Annotated in this window: 23 protein-coding genes and 2 tRNA genes; 11 read left to right on the forward strand and 14 right to left on the reverse strand. The window is 72.2% G+C overall.

Going from position 1 to position 21475, the window contains the following annotated elements; translation table 11 throughout:
- Positions 1-38 precede the first annotated feature (38 nt).
- Positions 39-2021 carry a threonine--tRNA ligase gene (gene thrS, locus AC3EVP_RS10025; protein ID WP_435128188.1) on the reverse strand — a complete coding sequence of 661 codons (1983 nt, stop codon included), beginning with the start codon at positions 2019-2021 and terminating at the stop codon, positions 39-41.
- Between the two features lie 276 nt (positions 2022-2297).
- Between thrS and AC3EVP_RS10030 the strand changes: the two genes are divergently transcribed.
- Positions 2298-2735: a nuclear transport factor 2 family protein gene (locus tag AC3EVP_RS10030; protein ID WP_435128189.1), complete on the forward strand. Its 438-nt coding sequence runs from the start codon at positions 2298-2300 to the stop codon at positions 2733-2735.
- Positions 2736-2810: 75 nt separating this feature from the next.
- Here the strand turns inward: AC3EVP_RS10030 and AC3EVP_RS10035 are convergent, their stop codons facing one another.
- Complete coding sequence (locus tag AC3EVP_RS10035; protein WP_435128190.1) at positions 2811-3416, reverse strand: TetR/AcrR family transcriptional regulator; 606 nt, start codon at positions 3414-3416, stop codon at positions 2811-2813.
- Positions 3417-3560: 144 nt separating this feature from the next.
- Here AC3EVP_RS10035 and AC3EVP_RS10040 point away from each other — a divergent pair, with 144 nt between their 5' ends.
- Entirely contained in the window at positions 3561-4274 is a 714-nt protein-coding gene (locus AC3EVP_RS10040; protein WP_435128191.1) for an SDR family NAD(P)-dependent oxidoreductase, read from the forward strand.
- A gap of 39 nt (positions 4275-4313) precedes the next feature.
- Here the strand turns inward: AC3EVP_RS10040 and AC3EVP_RS10045 are convergent, their stop codons facing one another.
- From AC3EVP_RS10045 to AC3EVP_RS10055, 3 genes are all read right to left on the reverse strand, one after another.
- The gene (locus AC3EVP_RS10045) at positions 4314-4934 is read right to left on the reverse strand and encodes a GNAT family N-acetyltransferase (RefSeq protein ID WP_435128193.1); all 621 of its coding nucleotides are present in this window, start codon (positions 4932-4934) and stop codon (positions 4314-4316) included.
- 79 nt (positions 4935-5013) lie between these two features.
- Entirely contained in the window at positions 5014-5235 is a 222-nt protein-coding gene (locus tag AC3EVP_RS10050; RefSeq protein ID WP_335975690.1) for a DUF397 domain-containing protein, read from the reverse strand.
- Positions 5232-6056, reverse strand: coding sequence for a helix-turn-helix domain-containing protein (locus AC3EVP_RS10055; protein WP_435128196.1), 825 nt, complete (start codon positions 6054-6056; stop codon positions 5232-5234). The genes AC3EVP_RS10050 and AC3EVP_RS10055 overlap by 4 nt, the downstream gene beginning before the upstream one ends.
- Positions 6057-6183: 127 nt before the next feature.
- Here AC3EVP_RS10055 and AC3EVP_RS10060 point away from each other — a divergent pair, with 127 nt between their 5' ends.
- Complete coding sequence (locus AC3EVP_RS10060; protein WP_435128198.1) at positions 6184-6867, forward strand: hypothetical protein; 684 nt, start codon at positions 6184-6186, stop codon at positions 6865-6867.
- A 33-nt stretch (positions 6868-6900) separates the two neighbouring features.
- Here AC3EVP_RS10060 and AC3EVP_RS10065 read toward each other — a convergent pair whose 3' ends face one another.
- Positions 6901-7500 (reverse strand): TetR/AcrR family transcriptional regulator, encoded by a 600-nt coding sequence (locus AC3EVP_RS10065; protein ID WP_435128200.1) that lies wholly within the window; start codon positions 7498-7500, stop codon positions 6901-6903.
- A 162-nt stretch (positions 7501-7662) separates the two neighbouring features.
- Between AC3EVP_RS10065 and AC3EVP_RS10070 the strand changes: the two genes are divergently transcribed.
- A complete protein-coding gene (locus AC3EVP_RS10070) occupies positions 7663-8826 on the forward strand; it encodes an epoxide hydrolase family protein (protein ID WP_435128202.1) in 1164 nt (387 codons plus the stop codon).
- Between the two features lie 97 nt (positions 8827-8923).
- Here the strand turns inward: AC3EVP_RS10070 and AC3EVP_RS10075 are convergent, their stop codons facing one another.
- Positions 8924-10453, reverse strand: a complete 1530-nt coding sequence (locus tag AC3EVP_RS10075) for an MFS transporter (protein ID WP_435128204.1) — start codon at positions 10451-10453, stop codon at positions 8924-8926.
- A gap of 26 nt (positions 10454-10479) precedes the next feature.
- Here AC3EVP_RS10075 and AC3EVP_RS10080 point away from each other — a divergent pair, with 26 nt between their 5' ends.
- From AC3EVP_RS10080 to AC3EVP_RS10095, 4 genes are all read left to right on the forward strand, one after another.
- Positions 10480-10869 carry a winged helix-turn-helix transcriptional regulator gene (locus tag AC3EVP_RS10080; RefSeq protein ID WP_335975672.1) on the forward strand — a complete coding sequence of 130 codons (390 nt, stop codon included), beginning with the start codon at positions 10480-10482 and terminating at the stop codon, positions 10867-10869.
- Between the two features lie 76 nt (positions 10870-10945).
- Positions 10946-11689 (forward strand): class I SAM-dependent DNA methyltransferase, encoded by a 744-nt coding sequence (locus tag AC3EVP_RS10085; protein WP_435128207.1) that lies wholly within the window; start codon positions 10946-10948, stop codon positions 11687-11689.
- Between the two features lie 170 nt (positions 11690-11859).
- The gene (locus AC3EVP_RS10090; protein WP_435128209.1) at positions 11860-12972 is read left to right on the forward strand and encodes a patatin-like phospholipase family protein; all 1113 of its coding nucleotides are present in this window, start codon (positions 11860-11862) and stop codon (positions 12970-12972) included.
- Positions 12959-15322 (forward strand): protein kinase family protein, encoded by a 2364-nt coding sequence (locus AC3EVP_RS10095; RefSeq protein WP_435128211.1) that lies wholly within the window; start codon positions 12959-12961, stop codon positions 15320-15322. The genes AC3EVP_RS10090 and AC3EVP_RS10095 overlap by 14 nt, the downstream gene beginning before the upstream one ends.
- Before the next feature lie 112 nt (positions 15323-15434).
- Here the strand turns inward: AC3EVP_RS10095 and AC3EVP_RS10100 are convergent.
- The 3 genes from AC3EVP_RS10100 to AC3EVP_RS10110 all read right to left on the reverse strand — a co-directional run bounded on the left by AC3EVP_RS10100 (position 15435) and on the right by AC3EVP_RS10110 (position 16179).
- Positions 15435-15506 (reverse strand) — tRNA-Val (locus AC3EVP_RS10100).
- A gap of 37 nt (positions 15507-15543) precedes the next feature.
- Complete coding sequence (locus tag AC3EVP_RS10105) at positions 15544-16005, reverse strand: SRPBCC family protein (RefSeq protein ID WP_435128213.1); 462 nt, start codon at positions 16003-16005, stop codon at positions 15544-15546.
- Between the two features lie 102 nt (positions 16006-16107).
- Positions 16108-16179 (reverse strand) — tRNA-Val (locus tag AC3EVP_RS10110).
- A gap of 343 nt (positions 16180-16522) precedes the next feature.
- Here AC3EVP_RS10110 and AC3EVP_RS10115 point away from each other — a divergent pair.
- On the forward strand, positions 16523-16936 hold the full coding sequence (locus AC3EVP_RS10115) for an SsgA family sporulation/cell division regulator (protein WP_003959770.1): 414 nt from the start codon (positions 16523-16525) through the stop codon (positions 16934-16936).
- 193 nt (positions 16937-17129) lie between these two features.
- A complete protein-coding gene (locus tag AC3EVP_RS10120; RefSeq protein ID WP_435128215.1) occupies positions 17130-17705 on the forward strand; it encodes a CGNR zinc finger domain-containing protein in 576 nt (191 codons plus the stop codon).
- Positions 17706-17761: 56 nt separating this feature from the next.
- Here AC3EVP_RS10120 and AC3EVP_RS10125 read toward each other — a convergent pair whose 3' ends face one another.
- Positions 17762-18418: a hypothetical protein gene (locus AC3EVP_RS10125; protein ID WP_435128217.1), complete on the reverse strand. Its 657-nt coding sequence runs from the start codon at positions 18416-18418 to the stop codon at positions 17762-17764.
- Between the two features lie 115 nt (positions 18419-18533).
- Positions 18534-19016 carry a hypothetical protein gene (locus tag AC3EVP_RS10130; RefSeq protein ID WP_335975646.1) on the reverse strand — a complete coding sequence of 161 codons (483 nt, stop codon included), beginning with the start codon at positions 19014-19016 and terminating at the stop codon, positions 18534-18536.
- Between the two features lie 184 nt (positions 19017-19200).
- Here AC3EVP_RS10130 and AC3EVP_RS10135 point away from each other — a divergent pair, with 184 nt between their 5' ends.
- On the forward strand, positions 19201-19701 hold the full coding sequence (locus AC3EVP_RS10135; RefSeq protein ID WP_435128219.1) for a DsbA family protein: 501 nt from the start codon (positions 19201-19203) through the stop codon (positions 19699-19701).
- 50 nt (positions 19702-19751) lie between these two features.
- Here the strand turns inward: AC3EVP_RS10135 and AC3EVP_RS10140 are convergent, their stop codons facing one another.
- Positions 19752-20588: a GNAT family N-acetyltransferase gene (locus AC3EVP_RS10140; protein ID WP_435128221.1), complete on the reverse strand. Its 837-nt coding sequence runs from the start codon at positions 20586-20588 to the stop codon at positions 19752-19754.
- A 17-nt stretch (positions 20589-20605) separates the two neighbouring features.
- The gene (locus AC3EVP_RS10145; RefSeq protein WP_435128223.1) at positions 20606-21427 is read right to left on the reverse strand and encodes an aminotransferase class IV; all 822 of its coding nucleotides are present in this window, start codon (positions 21425-21427) and stop codon (positions 20606-20608) included.
- Positions 21428-21475: the final 48 nt, after the last annotated feature.

Genomic DNA, 21475 nt, shown 5'->3' on the forward strand with positions numbered 1-21475 from the left:
TGTCGGCGGGCCGGGGGGCGGGGTACGGGTTGAGCGGCTCAGACCTGCACGCGGCGCTCCACGACGTCCACGAGCTTCGCGAGCGCGTCCTCGCGCGGGATGTTGTTCTCCTGCGAGCCGTCGCGGTAGCGGAAGGAGACCGTGCCCTGGGACATGTCGTCGTCGCCGACGATGATCATGAACGGCGGCTTCTGCCGCTGCCAGGTCCTGATCTTCTTCTGCATCCGGTCGGAGGAGGCGTCGACCTCCACCCGCAGCCCCTTGCGCTTGGCGTCGACCGCGAACTCCTGGAGGTAGGGCACGTGGGCGTCGCCGACCGGGATGCCGACCGCCTGGACGGGGGCGAGCCAGGCCGGGAAGGCACCCGCGTAGTGCTCCAGCAGCACCGCGAAGAACCGCTCGATGGAGCCGAAGAGCGCCCGGTGGATCATCACCGGCTGCTGCCGGGTGCCGTCGGCCGCGGTGTACTCCAGCTTGAAGCGGGCCGGCTGCTGAAAGTCGACCTGGATCGTGGACATCTGCCAGGTCCGGCCGATCGCGTCGCGCGCCTGGACGGAGATCTTCGGGCCGTAGAAGGCGGCGCCGCCCGGGTCCATCACCAGTTCCAGGCCCTGCTTGCCGGCGGCCAGCCGCAGCTGCTCGGTGGCCTCGGCCCACTCCTCGTCGGTGCCGATGAACTTCTCGGAGTCGCCGCGGGTGGACAGCTCCAGGTAGAAGTCGCTCAGACCGTAGTCCCGCAGCAGGTTCAGCACGAAGGTGAGCAGCGAGTCCAGTTCGTCGGGCACCTGCTCCTTGGTGCAGTAGATGTGCGAGTCGTCCTGGGTGAAGCCGCGGGCGCGGGTCAGGCCGTGCACGACGCCGGACTTCTCGTACCGGTACACGGTGCCGAACTCGAACAGCCGCAGCGGCAGTTCGCGGTAGGACCGGCCGCGGGCGTCGAAGATCAGGTTGTGCATCGGGCAGTTCATGGCCTTGAGGTAGTAGTCCTGCCCCTCGAACTCCATGGGGGGGAACATGCCCTCGGCGTAGTGCGGCAGGTGGCCGGAGGTCTCGTAGAGCTTCGCCTTGGTGATGTGCGGGGTGTTGACGAACTCGTACCCCGCCTCCTCATGGCGGCGGCGCGAGTACTCCTCCATCTCCTTGCGGATCACCCCGCCCTTGGGGTGGAAGACCGCCAGGCCCGAGCCCAGCTCGTCGGGGAAGGAGAACAGGTCCAGCTCGGCGCCGAGCTTGCGGTGGTCGCGCTTCTCGGCCTCGGCGAGGAAGTCGAGGTGGGCCTTCAGCTCTTCCTTCGTGGGCCACGCGGTGCCGTAGATCCGCTGGAGCTGCGGGTTCTTCTCGCTGCCGCGCCAGTACGCGGCGGCGTTGCGCATCAGCTTGAAGGCCGGGATGGCGCGGGTGGTGGGCAGGTGCGGGCCGCGGCACAGGTCCTTCCAGCACAGCTCGCCGGTCTTCGCGTCGAGGTTGTCGTAGATGGTCAGCTCGCCGCCGCCCACCTCGACGTCCGCGCCGTCGTCGGCGCCGGCCGCGGCGCCCTTGAGCCCGATCAGCTCCAGCTTGTACGGCTCGTCGGACAACTCCTCGCGGGCGGCGTCGTCGGTGACCGCGCGCCGGGAGAAGCGCTGGCCGCGCTTCTGGATCTCCTGCATCCGCTTCTCGATGGCCTTGAGGTCATCGGGGGTGAAGGGCTGCGGGACGTCGAAGTCGTAGTAGAAGCCGTCCTTGATCGGCGGGCCGATACCGAGCTTGGCCAGCGGGAAGAGGTCCTGCACGGCCTGCGCCATCACGTGCGCGGTGGAGTGCCGCAGGATGTTCAGCCCGTCGGGGCTGGTGATCTCCACGGCCTCGACCTCGTCGCCGTCCGCGAGCGGGTACGCGAGGTCCTTGAGCACGCCGCCGACGCGGGCGGCGACCACGGAGCGCTCGCCCTCGAACAGATCGGCCGCGGTCGTGCCCGTCGTGACCAACCGCTCTTCCGGTTCGGCGGAATCGCGTCTGATGACCACACGGAGGTCTGACACCGGTCTGCTCCTGACTTGTCGCTTACGGGCGCGGGCGGGTCGTCCGCCGCCGCTGCGCTGAATCGTACCGAGCCGGGGCGGGCGGGCGCGAAGCCGCGGGTGTGTGGCGCCGGGGGCGGGGGGCAGGGAGGTGGGCGCTCGGGGTCGACGCGGCCGACGGCCGTGCCGCATCCTACTCAGGACCGCGAGTACGCGATCCGATGCGTGCTCGATCCGATGGGTACTCCCCGCTGAGTACCCCCCGCCCGGGACCCCAGGACCAGGAGCGCCGCCGCCATGACGTCGACCGACACCGCAGTGGACCGTTTCCGTACCGCCGTCGAGCAGCGCGACCTCGGGGCGATGACCGACCTGTTCACCGAGGACGTGCGGCTCTACAGCCCGGTGAAGTTCCGCCCCTTCGAGGGCCGGGACCAGGTGCTGGGCCTGCTCGGGGTCCTGCTGCGCACGTTCGAGGACTTCCGGTACGTCGGCCGGCTCGACGGCTCCGCCCTCACCCTCACCGACGACGGCGACACCCCGGCCGCGGTGCTGCTCTTCCGCGCCACGGTCAACGGGCGCGACATCAACGGCATCGACCTCATCCACCTCGACGACGCGGGCCGCATCCGCGAGTTCACCGTCATGGTCCGGCCGCAGTCCGCGGTCCACACCCTCGGTGAGGCCGTCCTCGCCGGCCTCACCGCCGCCGGCCTCACCCCGGCCCAGCCCTGACCGGGCCCTGACCCAGACCTCGACCCCGACCCCGACCCCGACCGGCCCTGACTCCGCTGCCGCCCTGCACTCGCGTCAGGTGCGGACGGCGGTCAGGCATTCGTCGTAGAGGTCGATGATGTCGCCGCGGCCGTTGTCGGCGACCCAGGCCATCGAGGCGGCGTCCAGGCAGGCGAAGGCCGTGGCGATCACCGCGCGGGCCTTGGCGCCCTTGTTGCCGGCGCCCATCCGGGGCTCGATGAGGGGCAGCAGGTCCTCCTGGAACCGCAGCCCCTTTTCGAGCCAGCCGGCGCGCAGCGACGCCGTGTTGTGCAGCAGGCGGAAGCGCCGCAGAGCCTGTTCCCGGCTGTCGTGCAGCGCCAGGAGGGCGGCGATCCCCGCGCGCAGGACCTCCCAGGCGTCGGCGTCGGCGGGCTGCGCGCCGACCGCGGCCGTCAGGACCTGCCCGAACCGCTCCTGGCCGCCGCCGCCGAGCAGGTCCTCCTTGGTGCCGAAGTAGCGGAAGAGGGTGCGCTGGGAGACGCCGGCCTCGCGGGCGATCTGGGCGATGGTCGTCTCGTCGTACCCCTGCTCGGTGAACAGCCGCAGCGCCGTCTCGAGGATCTCCTGGGACGCCAACTGCCGCGTGCGGTCCCACAGCGTGGCCGGTGCGCCCGTCGCCGGCGTGCCCTCCTTCTTCATGGCACCACCCTAGCCCAGCACTGCCATGTCGGCAGTCACCAGAGGTTTGGCAGTCACTGCCACACTGACGTACGCTGCCACACAGGCGCACCGCGCCCGTCCACCACACCCGTACGCAAAACCCGTACGCAAAAGGAGCGAATCATGCCCGCACCCGCGGCTTTCATCACCGGAGGAACCAGCGGCATCGGCAAGGCGACCGCCGAACTGCTCCACTCCCGCGGCTACCGCGTCATGGTCACCGGCCTCAGCAACGTCGCCGACGCGGGCCTCCCCCCGGGCATCACCGCCGTCCGGGCCGACGCACGCTCCCTGCCGGACATCGACCACGCGCTGGACCAGGCGCGCCGCGACCTCGGCTCCCTCGACCTGCTCTTCCTCAACGCGGGCATCTCCCGCCCGGGCCCGATCGAGTCGACCGACGAGGACACCTTCGACGCCCTCTTCGACACCAACGTCAAGGGCACCTTCTTCACCCTGCAAAAGGCGCTCCCCCTCCTCAACGAGGGCGCCTCGGTGGTCTTCACCGTGGGCGCCGGCGAAGGTGTCGGAGCCGCCGTGACCGCCGCCAAGGGCGCCCTGCTCCCCCTCATGCGGTCCGTCGCCCTCGAACTCGCCCCCCGCCGCATCCGCGTCAACGCCGTCAGCCCCGGCCTGATCGACACCCCCGCCTACGCCAAGATGGGCGTCCCCCGCGAGATGATCGACGCCTGGGCCCGCGACATCCCCCTCGGCCGCGTCGGCACCCCCGCGGACATCGCCGAAGCCGTCGCCTTCCTCGCATCCGACGCCGCCGCCTACCTCACCGGCGACAACCTCACCATCTCCGGCGGCCTGGGCATCCACGCCAACGCCTGAGCCCGACTCCGCCGCGTCGGCCCGTTCTCCGAGGGGCGGTCAGCGGGGGGAGGGGAGGCGGGACTCCAGGCGGGTGCGGCGGGCGGGCCACTCCTGGGCGGTGATGGAGAAGATCGCCGAGTCGCGGAGCTGTCCGTCCTCGCCGGGGGCCCAGGAACGGGACCAGTTGCGGAGTACGCCCTCGAAGGTGGCGCCGACGGCTTCGATGGCGGCGCGTGAACGGAGGTTGCGGGCATCGGTCTTGAGGTCCACCCGCGCCACGTGCCAGACCTCGAACGCGTGCCGGAACAGCAGGTACTTGGCCTCGGTGTTGACGCCGGTGCCCTGCGCGGAGCCCGCCAGCCAGGTGAACCCGATCTCGACCGCGGAGAGCGCGTCCGTGGTCAGCGCGAAGCGCGGGTCCCAGAAGGAGGTCGCGCCCACCGCGCGCCCGGTGGACCTGAGCACCTGCGCGTACGGCGCGAGCCGTCCGGACGCGGCGCGGGCGAGTTGCTCGTCGACGTAACGCCCGGCCTCATCGGCCCTGGGCACCCAGGTGAAACCGTACGACGAGCGGTCCTCCTCCGCGGCCACGGCCAGATCCGGGACGTGCTGGTGCCCCAGCGGCTCCAGCCGGACCAACTCCCCCTCCAGCACGGGCCATTCCCACACGAACCCCATCCCCCCGCGTCCCCTTCCGAATTCCACGAGGTGCCCCGTCCGCGCCGAACAGGGCACCCTTGTCCGTCACTCCGCGAAACTACGCGTTGTCGAATGCGCCCGAGGCGACGGCGCCCACGAACGACGCCCACGCGTCCTGGGTGAACACCAGGGCCGGGCCGTTCGGGTTCTTGCTGTCGCGCGTAGCGAAATGGCCGCCCATCCGGGTCACTTCGACACAGTCCTGATTCTCCGAGCCGCTGTACGAGGATTTGCGCCAGCCGGTGAGAACCGAAGCATCGGGTATACGGAAAGCATTCATTCGGCGCACCCTTTCAGGTAACGATGGATAACGTCGAGAGATTCGTTCGCCGGCAGGGCCTGGGAACGGGCCACGTCGAAGCGTTGGACGAGCGCCAGTACCCCGCTCGGGGACTCTACACCGTTGCCCGAAGCGAAGCTTTCGACCAGCCCCAGGGTGCTCCCGTCCCCCAACGTCAGCAACGTCAGGCTGCCGCCCATCATCGGGTGAAGCCCCTTGGAAAAGGGCAGCACTTGGAGCGTGATGTTCGGGCGGACCGCCATCTCGACCAGGTGCCCCAGCTGACGGACCGTCGTCTCCCGGCGGTGGCTGCCGCGCGCCAGCACCGCCTCGTCCATGATGGCCCAGTACAGCGGCGGGTCCTGGCGATCGAAGATGGCGGCCCGCCGCTGCCGGACCTGGGCCCGTACCTCCGCCTCCGGCACACGCTCCCCGGCGATGCCGACCGTGAACGACTCCCGCGTGTACTCCTCGATCTGCAACAGCCCGGGCACCGTACTGCTCGTGAAGACCTGGATACGCGTCGCGTCGCCCTCCTTCGCGACGATCTTCCTGCTGTAGTCCGCGATCAGGCTGTCCTGGGCCATGGCGAGCAGCTCCGTGATGAGGCCGTCGGAACGGAAATACGTGTCGAACGCTTCCGCGAGGGCCTCCGAGGGCAACTGCTCGCCGCGTTCGACTCGGCTGATGTACGTGTGGGGATAGCCGACGACGTTCGCCAGCGCCCGTTGGGAAAGGCCGGACGCCTCCCGTAGGCGGCGGAGTCGACGGCCGAGCATCGCGCGCGGGGTGGCAGCGGTGTCCTCGTCATGGAGTTCCATTGCTCGAACGTACCGTCAATCGGCTGTCCACACGGGGGCTTTGGTGACAGCCTTTCCATGGCACGGAATTGGGCGGGGCGGCAATGTGGTGGGCCCAGCAGAATTCGCGCCGCGAGGAGTTCGTTCCATGGCACCGACCCCTGCCGTACCGAGTCATGCCGTACCGACCCGTGCCGTACCACCCCATGCCCTGCCGGCCCGTCCGCTCGGCTCCTTTCCGTTGCGCGGGGTGGTGCCGTACATCACCGCGTGGTCGTCGGAGGCGGAGCAGCCGGCCGCGCTCGTGGTGCGGCGCGGGCGGCTCGGGTACGCGGACGAACACCCGCTGGACCGGGACCGTTTCGGCATCCTGTGGCGCCGGATCGGGGCGAGCCCCGGGGTCGGGACGCCGGAGTACGGCCGGGTGCACAGCCTGCGGCAGCGCCGTACGATGCTGCGCGCGCTGTGCCAGGTGTGCGGCGGCCCGGCCGACCGCGACCGCGACGGCGTGCTGTGGCTGATGGGCCGCGCGGAGTACGAACGCGAGCCCTGGCCCGCGCCGATCGAGTCCCCGCACCCGCCGGTCTGCACCCCGTGCGCCCGCAAGGCCGTACGGCTCTGCCCCCACCTGCGCGACCACTACGTCGCCGTGCGCGCCCGCCACTTCCACCTGTCCGCCGTCCACGGCGCACTCCACGTCCCCACCGTCGCCCGCCCGCGCGCCGTCGCCGTGGAGACCCTCCCCCTCTACAGCCCGCGGACCGTCTGGCTGCAGGCCGGCCAGTACATCACCCGCCTCGTGGACTACCGCACGGTGCGGCTGCCGGAGTAGGTGCGGCCGCCGGGTAGGCGCTCGCGCCGCGGGTCAGGGCCGGTCGTCGGCGAGGGCGAGGGCGCGCGCCTCGGGAACCCCCAGCATCAGCAGGCTCGTGATCGCCGCGGCTCGGGCGCCGAGCGTCCCGTTCGCCAGGTCGCTGTCCGCGACGGCGAACACCACGCCGTAGGCGAGCTGGCTCAGCACGGCGGCGGGCAGGTGCCGTGCGAACACCTCGGCGTCCTGGCCGCGTTGTACGAGGGCGGCGAGGAGTTCGTCGAGCGGACCGAGCAGGCCGTGGATCGCCTCGCCGTACTCGCCACGGCGCAGCGCGAGCAGTACGCGGTACCGGTGCGCCACCGGCCAGAGGCGGGCGACGAACGCCGCCCAGGCCGCGTCCGCCGCCGGCCCGGAGGCGTCGACCTCGGTGAGCACGGCCGTCATCTCGGTGACGGCCCGTTCCGTGAGGGTTTGGATCAGGTCCAGGCGCGAGGGGAAGTGGCCGTAGACGGTGCGCCGGACCACGCCCGCGGCGGCGGCGATGTCGCCCATGCCGGCGTCGGGGTTCTCCCCCAGCACGTCGAGGGAGACGTCGAGGATGCGGTCGCGGGTCTGCTGCGTCGCGCGGGCGCGGGAGGACTCGGTGGGCACGAGTCCATTGTTGCACACCGGTGTGCAACGGCGTAGATTGCACAGTGGTGTGCAACGAAGAGTTGCGCCGTACTGCGGGCCCGACCTGCGGGTTCGACCTGCGAGCCCGTACCGCAAGCCCGTACCGCAAGCCCGTCCTGCGAAGCCCAGGAGATGAAGGCAATGACCGTACCCACGCCGCCGACCTCGGCCCCCGTCCGCCCGTTCACCGTCTCGATCCCGGACGCGGAGATCGACGACCTGAAGCAGCGGCTGGCCCGGACGCGGTGGCCCGACCCGGAAACGGTGGACGACTGGTCGCAGGGCGTCCGCGTGGAGCACGCCAGGTCGCTGGTCGCGTACTGGGAGCGCGGCTACGACTGGCGGCGCTTCGAGGCCGACCTCAACCGCTACCCCCAGTTCCTCACCGAGATCGACGGCCTGGACATCCACTTCCTCCACGTGCGGTCCGAGAACCCCGGCGCGATGCCGCTGATCCTCACCCACGGATGGCCCGGCTCGAACATCGACTTCCTGAAGCTGATCGGCCCGCTGACCGATCCGGTGGCGTTCGGCGGGGACGCCGCCGACTCCTTCGACGTCGTGGTCCCCTCGCTGCCCGGGTTCGGCTTCTCGCAGAAGCCCGAGGGCACCGGCTGGAACGCCGCGCGCATCGCCGGCGCGTGGGCGGAGCTGATGAAGCGGCTCGGCTACACCCGGTGGGCCGCCCAGGGCGGCGACTGGGGCGCCGTCGTCACGACCGCGCTGGGAGCCACGCAGCCGGAGGGGCTGCTCGGCATCCACCTGACCACCCCGTTCGCCTTCCCCGCGGACATCCCCGACACCCTGTCGCCGGAAGAGCGCTACGCCGTGGACTCCCTCGCCCTCTACACCGGCGACCTCGGCGGGTCGAACCACCTCCAGGGCACGAAGCCGCAGACCGTCGGATTCGCCCTGGCGGACTCGCCCGCGGGCCAGGCGGCCTGGATCTACGAGAAGTTCCAGTCCAAGACCGACAACCGCGGGCTCGCCGAGGACGCCCTGAGCAGGGACGACATGCTCGACGCGGTGTCGCTGTACTGGCTCACCAACAGCGCGGCGTCGTCCGGACGTATCTACTGGGAGAACAGGTCGGGCAGTTTCGCGGGCCCGAAGCTGACGCTCCCGGTCGCGGTGACCGTCTTCCCGAAGGACATCCCGCTCCTGCCGCGCACCTGGATCGAGGCCACCTACAGCGACCTGATCCACTACGGCGAGGCCGAGCGGGGCGGGCACTTCGCGGCCCTGGAGCAGCCCGGCATCCTGGTCGACGAGATCCGCGCCGGGCTGCGCGGCCTTCGGTCCTGACGGCGCCGGGGCCTGCGGGCGGGGTCGGCGGGCGGCGCCGTTGCCGTAGCGCCGTTGCCGTAGCGCTGGGGCCGTACCGCGAACCGTCGGACCGGCCCTACACGGCGACCGGCTTCTCCTCGTCCGCTCGGCGCCGTACCGCCGCGGGCGACCGCAGCAGGGCCGCGGCGAGGAGGAGCGCTCCTACGACGAGGGCGGCGGCGACTCGGAAGGCGAGCCGGTAGCCGGCCGTGAGCGCCGAGGCGGTGCCCGCTCCGCCGCCCAGCAGGGCGTCCGTGTGCGAGGCGGCGAGCGTGCTGAGGACCGCGAGGCCGAAGGCGCCGCCGACCTGCTGCATGGTGTTGAACAGGCCCGAGGCGATCCCCGAGTCCCGAGGTGTGGACGCCGACATCGCGAGCGTGGCGAGCGAGGGCATCGCCAGGCCGAAGCCGAGGCCGATCGGCAGCAGCGCGGGCAGCACGTCCACCGCGTAGTTCCCGCCCGCCGGTACTCGGCCGAGCGCGGCGAGCCCTGCCGCGATGAGCGCGAGTCCCGGCAGGAGCACGGCGCGGGGCCCGAAGCGGCCGATCAGCTTGGGCGAGGCGCCGAGGGACAGTGCGCCGATCGCGACCGGGACCGGGAAGATGGCGAGGCCGGTGCGTATCTCGTCCAGGCGCAGCACCTTCTGGAGGTAGAGCACGCACAGGAACTGGAAGCTGAACATCCCCGCCACCAGGAGGGCTTGGATGCCCATCGCCGCGGAGACGTCGCGGGCGCGGAGCACGCGCAGCGGCAGCAGCGGGTGGGCGGCGCGTGCCTGGCGGGCGACGAAGCCGAGGAGCAGGGCGAGGGCGGTGGCGCCGCAGCCGAGGGTCGGTAGGGAGTTCCAGCCGTGGTCGGCGGTCCCGACGATCGTGTAGACGCCGAGCATCAGTCCGGCGGTGACCAGGAGGGCGCCCGCGACGTCGGTGCCCTGGTCCAGGCCGTTGCCCGGCTCGGCGGTGAGCACGCGTGCGGCTGCCAGCGCGGCGGCGATGCCGATCGGGACGTTGACCAGGAAGATCCAGTGCCAGCCGACGGCCTGGGTCAGGGCGCCGCCCGCGAGCAGCCCGAGCGAGCCGCCCGCGGACTGGACGAAGCTGTAGACGCCGATGGCCTTCGCCCGCTCCCCCGGCCGCGGGAAGAGGGTGACGACCATGCCGAGCGTGACCGCGGAGGTCACCGCGCCGCCGATGCCCTGGACGAAGCGTGCGGCCAGCAGCGTCGCCGGGTCCTGGGACGCGCCGCACAGCAGCGAGGCGGCGGTGAAGAGGACCAGGCCCGCGGTGAAGACGCGTTTGCGGCCGACGAGGTCGCCGAGCCGCCCGGCGAGCAGCAGCAGGCCCCCGAAGGGGACCAGATAGGCGTTGACGACCCAGGCGAGGCCCGACGAGGAGAAGCCGAGGTCCTGCTGGATGGACGGCAGCGCCACGTTCACGACGGTGCCGTCGAGGATGACCATCAACTGCCCGGCACAGAGCACGGCCAGTGCCGTCCAGCGTGACGCCGTCGGTGCGTTTTCCCGCACGGGGACCCCTTCCTTGGAGTAACTTGCCTGCGCAACCTGCTTGGTGCACTGGTTGTTACAGCGGCCATCGTCTGTAACCATGGCGCGCGGCGGAAGGAGGCACTTTCATGTCACGCGGTCACACGGATGTGTCCGACCAGGTCAACAACGAGGCGTGCCCGCTCACCGAGGTCCTCGACCACGTCGCGGGCAAGTGGAGCATCGGCATCCTCGTCGCCGCAGCCCACGGCCCGGTCCGGTTCACGGAGTTGGAGCGGGCCATTCCGGGGATCAGCCGGCGCATGCTGACGCTGAACCTGCGCAAGCTGGAGCGGGACGGCCTGCTGGTGCGGACCGTCTACCCGACGGTGCCGCCGAAGGTGGAGTACCGGCTCACGCCCATGGCCCGCGAACTGCATGCGAGCCTGACGGGGCTGGTCGGCTGGGCGGAGCGGCACCGGGCGGACATCACGGCCGCCCGCGCCACCTACGACGAGGCGGCGGCGTCGGGTTCCTGACGGGCTTACGGGAGCCGGGGGCCGGCTGCGGTAATTGCGTCGACAACTCCCCCGCCCGGCGGCAGAGTGGCCGCCCATGACGAGCAGCGAGCTGTGGACGCGTGCGATGGCCGAGCGGTACGACACCGACGAAGCGGACAGCTCCACACCCGAGGCCCTCGAACCGCTCCTCGCCCTCCTCACCGAACTGGCGGGCGACGGACCGGCGTTGGAGTTCGCGATCGGCACCGGCCGGATCGGCGTGCCGCTCCGGGAGCGCGGCGTGCCCGTCACCGGCATCGAACTGTCCGCGCACATGGCGGCCGTCCTGCGGCGCAAGGTCGACGCGGACACGCTGCCCGTCGTCCTCGGGGACATGGCCACCACCCGCGTCCCCGGCGAGTTCTCCCTCGTCTACCTCGTCTACAACACTATCTCCAACCTGCTCACCCAGGAGGAGCAGGTCGAGTGCTTCCGCAACGCCGCCCGCCATCTGCGGCCCGGCGGCCGCTTCCTCGTCGAGCTGCTCGTACCCCCGCTCCAGCTCCTGCCGCCCGGGCAGGTCGCGGTGCCCTTCGACGTCTCCGACCACCACCTCGGCTTCGACACCTTCGACCTGGCCGAGCAGATGCTCACCTCGCACCACTTCACCCGCGACACCGACGACGGCCGCTACCGCCGCGTCAACACCCGCCACCGCTACGCCTGGCCGGCCGAACTCGACCTGATGGCCCGCCTCGCCGGCCTCCACCTCGACCGCCGCACCGCCGACTGGACCGGCACCCCCTTCACCGCGACCTCCCCCAAACACATCTCCATCTACCGCAACCCCACCACCTGATCCCGGCCCAGGCGGCGGCAAGGTCGGCGGCTGACCGCGATATCACCGCGTCGGGCGACGAATTACGGGGGAACCGGGACAGCGGGAGACCGCGTCTGGCACAGTGCAGCGACAGCCGGCGCGGCGGTGCAGCGCGGCGCCGGCCAGGCGGCCGATCCAGATGGGGGATCATGCGAAGCGGTGATGTCGGGAGTGCGGACGCGTACTGGGACTCCGCCCACCCGGTCCTGGAGGTCTTACGGGCCCGCCGGGCCGAGGGCAGCCTCCCGGGGCAGCGGAGCGACGGCGCGAAAGTGGCGCTCGCCATCGAGGGCGGCGGCATGCGCGGCGTCATCTCGGCGGCGATGCTCACCCAACTCGAGGACTACGGCTTCAAGAACGCCTTCGACGCGGTCTACGGCTGCTCGTCCGGCGGCATCAACGCCGCCTACTTCCTGGCCGGCGAGACCTGGTATCCGCTGTCCATCTACTACGACGACCTGACGACCAAGCACTTCGTCGACTTCGCGCGGGCCCTGCGGCGGCTGCCGATCCTCGGCCTGGACTACGCCTTCGACCACGTGATGGAGCAGTTGAAGCCGCTGGACTACGAGGCGGTGCTCCGTTCGGACATCCCGCTGGTCGTCCCGGTTACGGACGTCGACGCGCTCGAGACGGTGCCGTTGCGGGACTTCTCCACCCGCGCGGAGCTCAAGGCGGCGCTCCGCGCCTCCGCGTGGCTGCCGATCGCCCTTCCGGGCACGGTCACCATGGCCGACGGGCGGCGCGCGCTGGACGGCGGGGTGCTCACCGCGCTGCCGTTCCGGCTGGCGGTCCAGGACGGCTGCACCCACGTGCTCTCCCTCAGCACGCGCCCGATGCGCCCGGCGAGCACCGGCTTCTCGCTCCTGCACCGCTACACGTACCTGTACCTCGAGCGCATCAAGAAGGGCCTGGGCCGCGGCTACCTGCTCGCGATCCGCGAGAAGCACCGGGACCAGGACTGGCTTCACCGTATGCGGACCGCTCCCGCCCAGGACGCACCCCAGGTGCTCGACCTCGCGCCGCTGCCGTGGATGACCGAACTCAAGCGCCACGAACTGGACAAGCACCTCCTGCTGGAGAACGCCCGGACCGCCTACGAGGTGGCGTTCTGCGCGACGGAGGGGCGACCGGTCGAACTCATCCGCCAGGGAAGTGTCCGGGCCATGCCCAGATTGACGATAGTGGACTCCACCGATGACCACTCAGCACGTGACGCTGGATCAACTGATCCCAGCGCTAAGGGACTTGACGGAATATAGCGACGCGCAGACCGCGAACCCGGTCGCTCTGCTGGGCCTGGCCGACACCGGTCGGCCGGAGACGTCCCGGGACCGGACCCGGCGGCTTCGCTCCTGGCGGCGCCTGCTCCAGGAGATCCCGCTGGACGAGCGCTCGTTCGACGACCGTTTCGGGCTCGACGGCAGGGCGGCCCTCATCGCCGCCCTGTCGGCCTGGTGCCGCGGCTACCGTGCCGAGAGCGACGAGCGCCGGACGCGGTTGGCCGGCCTTTTCGGCTTCACCGGCCTGCTGCTGGTCACCCTGCTCAGCCTCGCCGAGTCCGAGGCGCAGCGCTCCGCTGCGCACGCCCCCGCCGCGCCCGCTCGGCAGGGCCGGGCCCTGACCCACGACTGCGCGGACACCTGCGGGGCCCTGGTCACCGAGCCCGCCGTGGCGAGGGCCATCGCGGAGGTCTACCGGCCGGACCCGCCGGCCGGAGGGCGCCGCTCCGCCACGGCGGGCGGGCCGGCGGAGCAGGAGTGGGCCGCCGTGGAGCAGGAACCGCTGAGCTTCCACCGCCACGGCAGCACCTCGCTGATCCTGCGCGGCGTGACCTCCCGGGCCGTCCACGGCAACCGCCTGCCGTTCGCGCTGAAGCTGATCATCTACCCGTTCACCAAGTTCCCGATCATCGCGCACGCCACCCGGGAGTACGCGCAGCGCTACGGCAACCCGGCCACCGGCGCCCGGCACCTCGTGCACGTGTGGGCCAGCTTCGACAGCTGGATACTGATGGACTTCGTGGCGGGAAAGACCCTCGCGGAGACCGTCAACGAGGAGCGCGCGCGGGAGGCGGCGGGCGGCGAGGAGTCGCGGTCGCTGCGGCTGGACCGGCTCGGGGACAGAGGCCGCCGCCTGTTCGAGGCGCTGGAGGAGCTCCAGACCGTCGCCCGGGCCGGCCCCTCGCCCGGCCCCTCGCCCGACCGTTTCCCCGGCGTGCACGCGGACCTGTCACCGTCCAACATCATCGTGTCCGACGTCGACGGCTCCTTCCAGCTCATCGACCTGGGGCGCAACTACCTCTACACCCACACCGTCACCGGGACGACGGGCACGGACGCCGCGTACATCGCGCCGGAGGTCAGGGCGGGCGACAGCGAGATCGGGCGGGCCGACCTGTACTCGGTCGGCCAACTGCTCGTACTGATCGGCTGCGGCCGGACGAGCACCGACGGCGTCGTGCCGGACATCTTCTACATGCGGGCGATGCTGCTGGCGCGCTTCGTCGAGGACCTGGTCGACGCCGACCCCGGGCGCCGATTACTCATCTTCCCCGCGGGGGCGGGGCCGGACTTCTCGTTCACCGAGCTGAAGAACAGCTTCCTGGCTGAACTGGAGATGACGCAGGCCGCCGAGCGGGGGGCGGACGTCCTGCGGGTGGAGACGGGGCTGCGGGCCTCCCGCGAGTTGCTCCGGCCGCTGGCCGGCGACCCGGGCCGGGAGTGGCGGCTGTGGCGGATGCGCAGGCAGCAGAGCCTCCGGCCCGCCGCCAACCGGGGACTGCTCGCCAACTGGCTGCTCGCCTGGTCGTTCGTGGCCGCGGCTGTCTGGGCGGTCACCAACACGGTCGTCATCACCTGGCTGCTGCGCGACCTGAACCTGGGCTGGGGGAACCGCACGGTCGAGTTGGTCCAGCACCTCACCCACGACCCCACGGGGCTGCCCGTCATCGACGCGTGGCGGCGCGGGGACTACCACGTGCCCGACTGGCAGGCGAACCTTCCGGCGCGGATCGTCGGCTTCTCCTACGCGCTGGCCGCGCCGAAGTACTACGAGATCATCTCCTCCGGCCTGACGCCCCTGGTCGTCGGCCGCCGCGTCGGCGCCATGAGCTGGCTGGCGCTGGCGACCGAGGCGGTGATGCGCATGATGGCCCTGCTGCCGTGCGCACTCGTGCTGGCGGTCACGCTGGTGGAACCGCGGTGGTGGCCGGTCAACTCGGCGATCGGCCAGGTGTCCCTGTGCCTGACGAACTACATGACGCTCTTCTTCGCGCGTACGGCGATCGCCCGCTCCCGGCGCCTCGGGCTCAGTACCGTCCCCGCCGACGACAGCAAGATCACCGGGCTGTCCTCCTTCGCCCAGTGGGCGCCCACCTCGCTCTTCTACGCCGCGGCGGTGCTCACCATCGGGGTCCTGCTCTACACGCACGTCCTGGAGGACACCTACGTCTACGCGCTCGGCGCCGCGGCGACCAACATCTTCGTCTTCTACGTGATCAAGACCGGCATCGGCGGCCCGATGATCCGCGTGGTGATCGTCCGCTCCCACCTGGCCGCCGAACGCGTGGCCCGGGCCAGCGCCCTGCCGCCCCCACCGCCCCGCCCCTGAGCCCTCCCCAACTCCGGCCCCCCGACCGCAGTTGCCCGCCCCCGACCGCAAGCGCAAGCCGCGCCGCATGGCAAAAGGGGCCGCCTTGGTGGGCGGCCCCTTTTGGGTGGGGTGGGCGATACTGGGATCGAACCAGTGACCCCTTCGGTGTGAACGAAGTGCTCTCCCGCTGAGCTAATCGCCCCGACGACGTGAACAATACAGGGCGGGCCGGGGGTGGTTCAAACGCGATGGGGCGTGGCGGCGAGGTGGGCGCGCAGGCCGCGGCGGCAAGAGCGCATCATGGCGGCGTGGTTGGCGCGGAAGAGGGGGCGGCAGGGCAGGGCGAGCCGTCGCATGAGGGGCTTGCGGACGGTGACGTCCTGCTCGAAGAGGAGGTGGGTGGCGCCACCGGGGGCGGGGTGGAGGGTCCAGCGGACCCAGCCGTCGAGGTCTCCGGACAGGGCGGCTTCGAGGACGCGGGCGCGGGGGTCCTGGCGAGTGGCGCGGGCGGTGACGGTGAGGTCGTAGGGCAGGGCGGAGCGGAAGCGGAGGAGGCCGGTGGTCTCGGACGTACGGTGGACCGCGCGGACCTGGGGCCACCAGTCGGGGTAGGCGTCGGGGCGTTCGAGGACGCGGTAGACGGCGTCGGGGCCGGCGTCCAGGCGCCAGGAGCTGCGGAATCGGTAGTGGCTCCAGTCCATGGGCCCAGTGTGCGCCGGGAGTTGGGCGGCGGAGCACATACAAGCGGAGCACATACAAAAGGTCCCGGGCCGTCGGATGGACGGCCCGGGACCTTTTCCGGGTGGGCGATACTGGGATCGAACCAGTGACCCCTTCGGTGTGAACGAAGTGCTCTCCCGCTGAGCTAATCGCCCCGGTGCGTGCCCAACATTACCGCACCCGGCGGACCGCTTCGGACCACCCGCGCCGCCGCGGATGATCTTCCCGGAAACCGCGCCCCGGCAGAGCGGTTCCGAGTCCGCACACACGAGCGGACCGCGCCCCGAAAACGTCACTCCATGTAGCGATTGCGCGACTCCCCCGGACTGGCCAAACCGTCCTGAAACGGCTCCGTACGGGTCGTACCGCTGCGCCGGACGAGGTACCGCAAGCCCCACAAACACCTCAGAGGGGTTTACAACGTCGCCGCAGGTGGCATGTCGATTTCGCCGACGTGCGAATCCCCGAGCGCACACTGAGCGAAAGGCCCTGGCGCTTATGAACACCACGGTCAGCTGCGAGCTGCACCTGCGCCTCGTTGTGTCGAGCGAATCCTCACTGCCCGTGCCCGCGGGCTTGCGGTACGACACGGCCGATCCGTATGCCGTGCACGCCACCTTCCACACCGGAGCCGAAGAGACGGTCGAATGGGTGTTCGCCCGCGACCTGCTCGCCGAGGGGCTGCACCGCCCCACCGGCACCGGCGACGTCAGAGTCTGGCCGTCCCGCAGCCACGGTCAGGGCGTCGTGTGCATCGCCCTCAGCTCCCCGGAGGGCGAAGCCCTGCTCGAAGCCCCGGCGCGGGCCCTGGAGTCCTTCCTGAAGCGGACGGACGCCGCGGTCCCGCCGGGCACCGAGCACCGCCATTTCGATCTGGACACGGAGCTCTCGCACATCCTCGCGGAGAGCTGAGCCCCGTATCCCATACCGTCCGCGGCCGTCCTACTCGGGGGGACGCCCGGACACCACCCGCGCCGGACCACCACCAGCGGACCGGCGCCGCAGGCAACGGAGCCGCCGTCCGTGGGAAGCAGACCCCCACGGCGGCGGCTCCCGCGCTAGAGTCCTGGGATTCAGCCGCCGGCCAGCGGGCAGGAGCGATCCCGTGCTCATCAACCACGACACCAGGTGCGCGCTCGACTGCGTGGTGGACCTGGTCAACTCCACACCGCGGACCGAGGGCCGCGAGGGCCTGGCGGACGTCGCCGACCTGCGGGCCTTCGTCGAGCGCAACAAGGTCAGCGACGTGGCCGTCCTCGACGTCGAGGACATCGCCGCCGTGCACGCCGTCCGCGACCGGTTCGCGCAGGTGTTCGCCGCGCCCGACGACGCCAGTGCCGTGGCCCTGCTCAACGCGATGATCGCCGAGGCGGGCACCACCCCCCGGCTCACCGACCACGACGGGTACGACTGGCACGTGCACTACTTCTCGCCCGGCGCCTCCCTGGCCACGCACGTCGCCGCGGACTGCGGGATGGCGATCGCGTTCCTGGTGCTCGCCGGGGAGCGCGAGCGGCTGCGGCGCTGCGAGGCCCCCTCCTGCGGCCGCGCCTTCGTGGACCTGTCCCGCAACCGCTCCCGCCGCTACTGCGACAGCCGCACCTGCGGGAATCGGCTGCACGTCGCCGCGTACCGGGCCCGCCGGCGGGAGGCGGAGGACGCCGGCCCGGTGCAGGCCTGAGGCCCGGCCGGGCGGGGTCGGCCACGTAAACGCGTACGGGCGCCGTACGAGAGCTGCTACAGGGTCAGCAGGTCCCACCCGGCTCCGGCGCCGATGAGCCCGCCCACCACGCACAGGAAGAGCATCAGAGGCGGCTGGGAGAGGGCGTACAGGCACCCCTGGGGCTCCACGAACTCCCCGCGCCGCCGGGCCGCACGCCGCGCGGCGCGCCAGGACTGCGGCTTCTGCGCAGGGGCCGCGGGGGCCGGCACGGCCGCGGGTACGGCCTCAGGCGCGGGTACGACCGCGGGCACGGGCCCGGGTACGCCCGCGGGTACGGCAGGCGCCACGGGGATGGCTGGTACGACGGACGGTACGACCGTACGGCCCGGTGCTTCCGACACGCCCGGGATGCCCGGCCGCACCGGAAATCCCGGCCGGACCGGGAAACCCGGGTGGACAGAACGGCCGGGTGCAACCGTACGAACCGGTTTCCGGGCACTCACCGCCGGCTCGGCCGGCACCGCGAGCGCGGCCCGCCGCGGCGCCGGCGGCAGCGCCGCCCGTACCGGCGCGGCGGGCAGCACCGGCACCGGCCGGACGACGAGGAGCGGGCGCGCCGGCTCGGCGGCGGCGAGGGTGACGAGGGCAGTGAGGGCGGCGAGGGCGGAAACGGGCGGTTCGGCACGGTCCGGCCGCGGAGGGGCGATGACGTCCCCGTGGGTGGGCAGCACACCGCGATGATCGCGCAGCGCCGCACGTCGCGCGGCCCAACACGCGGACTTTACAAGGGCGTTTACCAGCGTCTCGGATGCCGGGACCGACTTGCGCGCAGGGCCGGAAAACCCCTCAGATCCCGCGCCGCTTCAAGATCTCCTCGATGTCCGCGAACTCCGACAGGCCGCTGTCTCCGGCACCGCCCGAGCGCCGCCGGCCCCCGCTCAGCGCGGGCGCGCCAGCGCCCGGCACGGCGGCGGGCGACGACGCGCCGGCCGAGGAGGCGGCACCCGCGGCGCCCGCGGCACCGGCCCCGCCGCGCCGCCCGCGCCGGCCGGACACCAGCCGGGTGATCCCGAACAGCACCGCGGAACAGGCGATGACGCCGAAGCCGAGCCACACCGACGGCTTGAAGACGAGGTCCACCGCCCAGTCGCCGGTGGCGGTGCCGACCTTGCGGCCCAGGGTCACCAGCCCGGCCAGCGCGAGACCGACCGGCAGCAGGGAGATCGCGGCGATCCGCGTCGCCGCCAGGAACCGGCGGCGGTAGGCGGTCACGATCGCGATGGCCAGGCCGCCCGCGGACAGGGCGGCGCACAGCGTGTCGGTCAGCATCCGGCGGCTCCTGCGGCTGCGGTTCGGCCCGGGGGCCGGCCGGGGCCCCGCGAGCGTGGTCCCTCCCATCCTGCCTCGCCCGAGCCCCCCGGGGCCATGACGGGGCGCCCCCCGCCCCGGAATATGGGGGGCATCTCCGGGTTCGGCTGTCGGGCGCCTCCTCCGCAGGTGGGAGACTTGTCGTATGACCGACACCCCCTCCCCCGCTGTGCTCGACGTCTGGTGCGAGTTGCAGTGCCCGGACTGCCACAGCGCCCTGGCCGACCTGCGGGCGCTGCGCGAGCGGTACGGCGCCGCGCTCGACATCCGCTTCCGGCACTTCCCGCTGGCCAAGCACCAGCACGCGCAGGCGGCCGCGCAGGCGTACGAGGAGGCGTTCGCGCAGGGCAGCGGCTGGCCGTACGCGGAGGCGGTGCTCGGGCGGGTGGCGGAGCTGGCCGACCGCGGTGAGCCGGTGCTCGTGGAGGCGGCCGGCGAACTCGGCCTGGACGCCGAGGAGGTGGAGACCGCGCTGATCGACGGCCGGCACCTGCTGGTGGTGGACGCCGACGTGGCAGAGGGCAAGGCGATCGGCGTCACCGGTACCCCGACGTACGAGATCGGCGGCGAACTCCTGGACGGCTCCAGGTCGCAGGAGGGGCTGCGCGAGCGGATCGAGCAGATCGCGGACCGCCTGCTCGGCTGAATCGCAACGGAGGCAGCCGCGGCGGGAGGAGTTGCCGCGGAAGCGCCCGGCTACAGCAGCGGTTTGCTGAAGTGGCGGTTGGTGGTGCGGTAGCCGAGCGACTCGTAGAGCCGGCGCGCGGGGGTGTTCGCGGTGAAGACGTTGAGCCCGAGGGTGGTGGCGCCGCCCTCTCGGGTCAGGCCCTCCGCCACGCGCATCAGGGCACGGCCCAAGCCGCGTCCGCGGTGCTCGGGGGCGACCTCCACGGAGCTGACCCAGGACGGGTCGGCGAGGCGTATCCAGGCCAGGTGGCCGGCGGGCGCGCCGTCCCGTTCGAGGACCAGCACCAGGGCGCCGGGCGAGTCCAGTCCCTCGGGGAAGGCGCTGTCGAAGCCGGCCGCCTCCTCCCGCTCGGCCTGGTCGTGCGGCACCCCGGTGCCGGTGAGGACGGCGATGTAGCCGTCGCGTTCGCGGGCGCGCCAGGCGGCGTACTCGTCTTCGCGCATCAGGCGCAGCGAGGTGTCCGGCGGCAGCACCGGGCTGTCCTGGGCGGGCGGTTGGGGCAGCGTGAGCAGCATGGTGCGGTTGCGCTCGGTGTAGCCGAGGGACGCGGCCATCCGCAGGGCGTACGCCATGTCCGCGCCGACCGTGGTCTCCACGCGGGTGCAGCCCCACTGCCGCAGCACCTCCTCGGCGGCGAGCGCGGCCACGGTGCCGCGCCCGCGGTGGCGGTCCGGCTCGTCGATCCGCAGCGCGTCGATCCGGCCGACCGTCGGGCCGTAGCGCCGGTCGGTGCCGACCAGGACGGCGCCGACCGGGCGGCTGTTGACGCAGACGGTGTAGGTGGCGGAGCGCGAGCCGTCGGCCCCGGTGCGGACCGGGTCCGCCGGGCGCAGGGTGGTGGTCACCGCGGTGCTCCTGAGGATCAAGGATTGGGGTGGGCGGCGGCGCGTTCGGCGAAGACGCGCATCGCCTTGGCGGTGACCGGCCCGGGGGCGCCGGGCAGTGTCCGGTCGTCGACGCGGTGCACGGCCTGGATGTCGCGCAGGCTGGAGGTCAGGAAGACCTCGTCGGCCTCCGCGAGGACGCTCAGCGGCAGTTCGGCCTCCTCGGCGCCGGCCCACTCCACCACGAGCGCGCGGGTGATGCCGGCCAGGCAGCCGGAGGCCAGCGGCGGGGTGAGCAGCCGCCCGCCGACCGCGACGAAGACGTTGGAGCCGGTGCCCTCGCACAACTGCCCCTGGGTGTTGGCGAAGAGCGCCTCGGAGGCCCCGGCGGCGTGCGCGCGGGCCAGCGCGACCACGTTCTCGCCGTAGGAGGTGGTCTTCAGGCCGGTCAGCGCGCCCTTCTCGTTGCGGGTCCAGGGCACGGTGACCACGGCGGTGGTGTCGGGGCGGGCGGTGGCCGGGCCGAGCGCGACCACGAGGGTGGGGCCGGCGTCGCCGCGGTCGGAGCCGAGCGGGGACAGGCCGCCGGTGTAGGTGATGCGCAGCCGGCCCATCGGCATCGGGTTGGCCTCCAGCACCGCCGCGCAGGCGCGGGCGACCTCGTCGAGGTCGGGCTCGGGCAGGCCGAGGCCGGCGGCGGACCGGGCCAGCCGGTGCAGGTGGCGGGTGGTCGCGAAGGCCCGGCCGTGCTCGGCCTTGAGCGTCTCGAAGACGCCGTCGCCGACCGTAAGTCCGTGGTCGAACACCGACACCGTGGCGTCGGCCGCGTCCCGCAGCCCGCCGTCCACCCAGATCCTCACCGCACTGTCCTTTCACCGCCGTGTGCCGCGCCCGGGCCGGGCGCCGCG

This window comes from Actinacidiphila sp. bgisy144 (genome assembly GCF_057708105.1).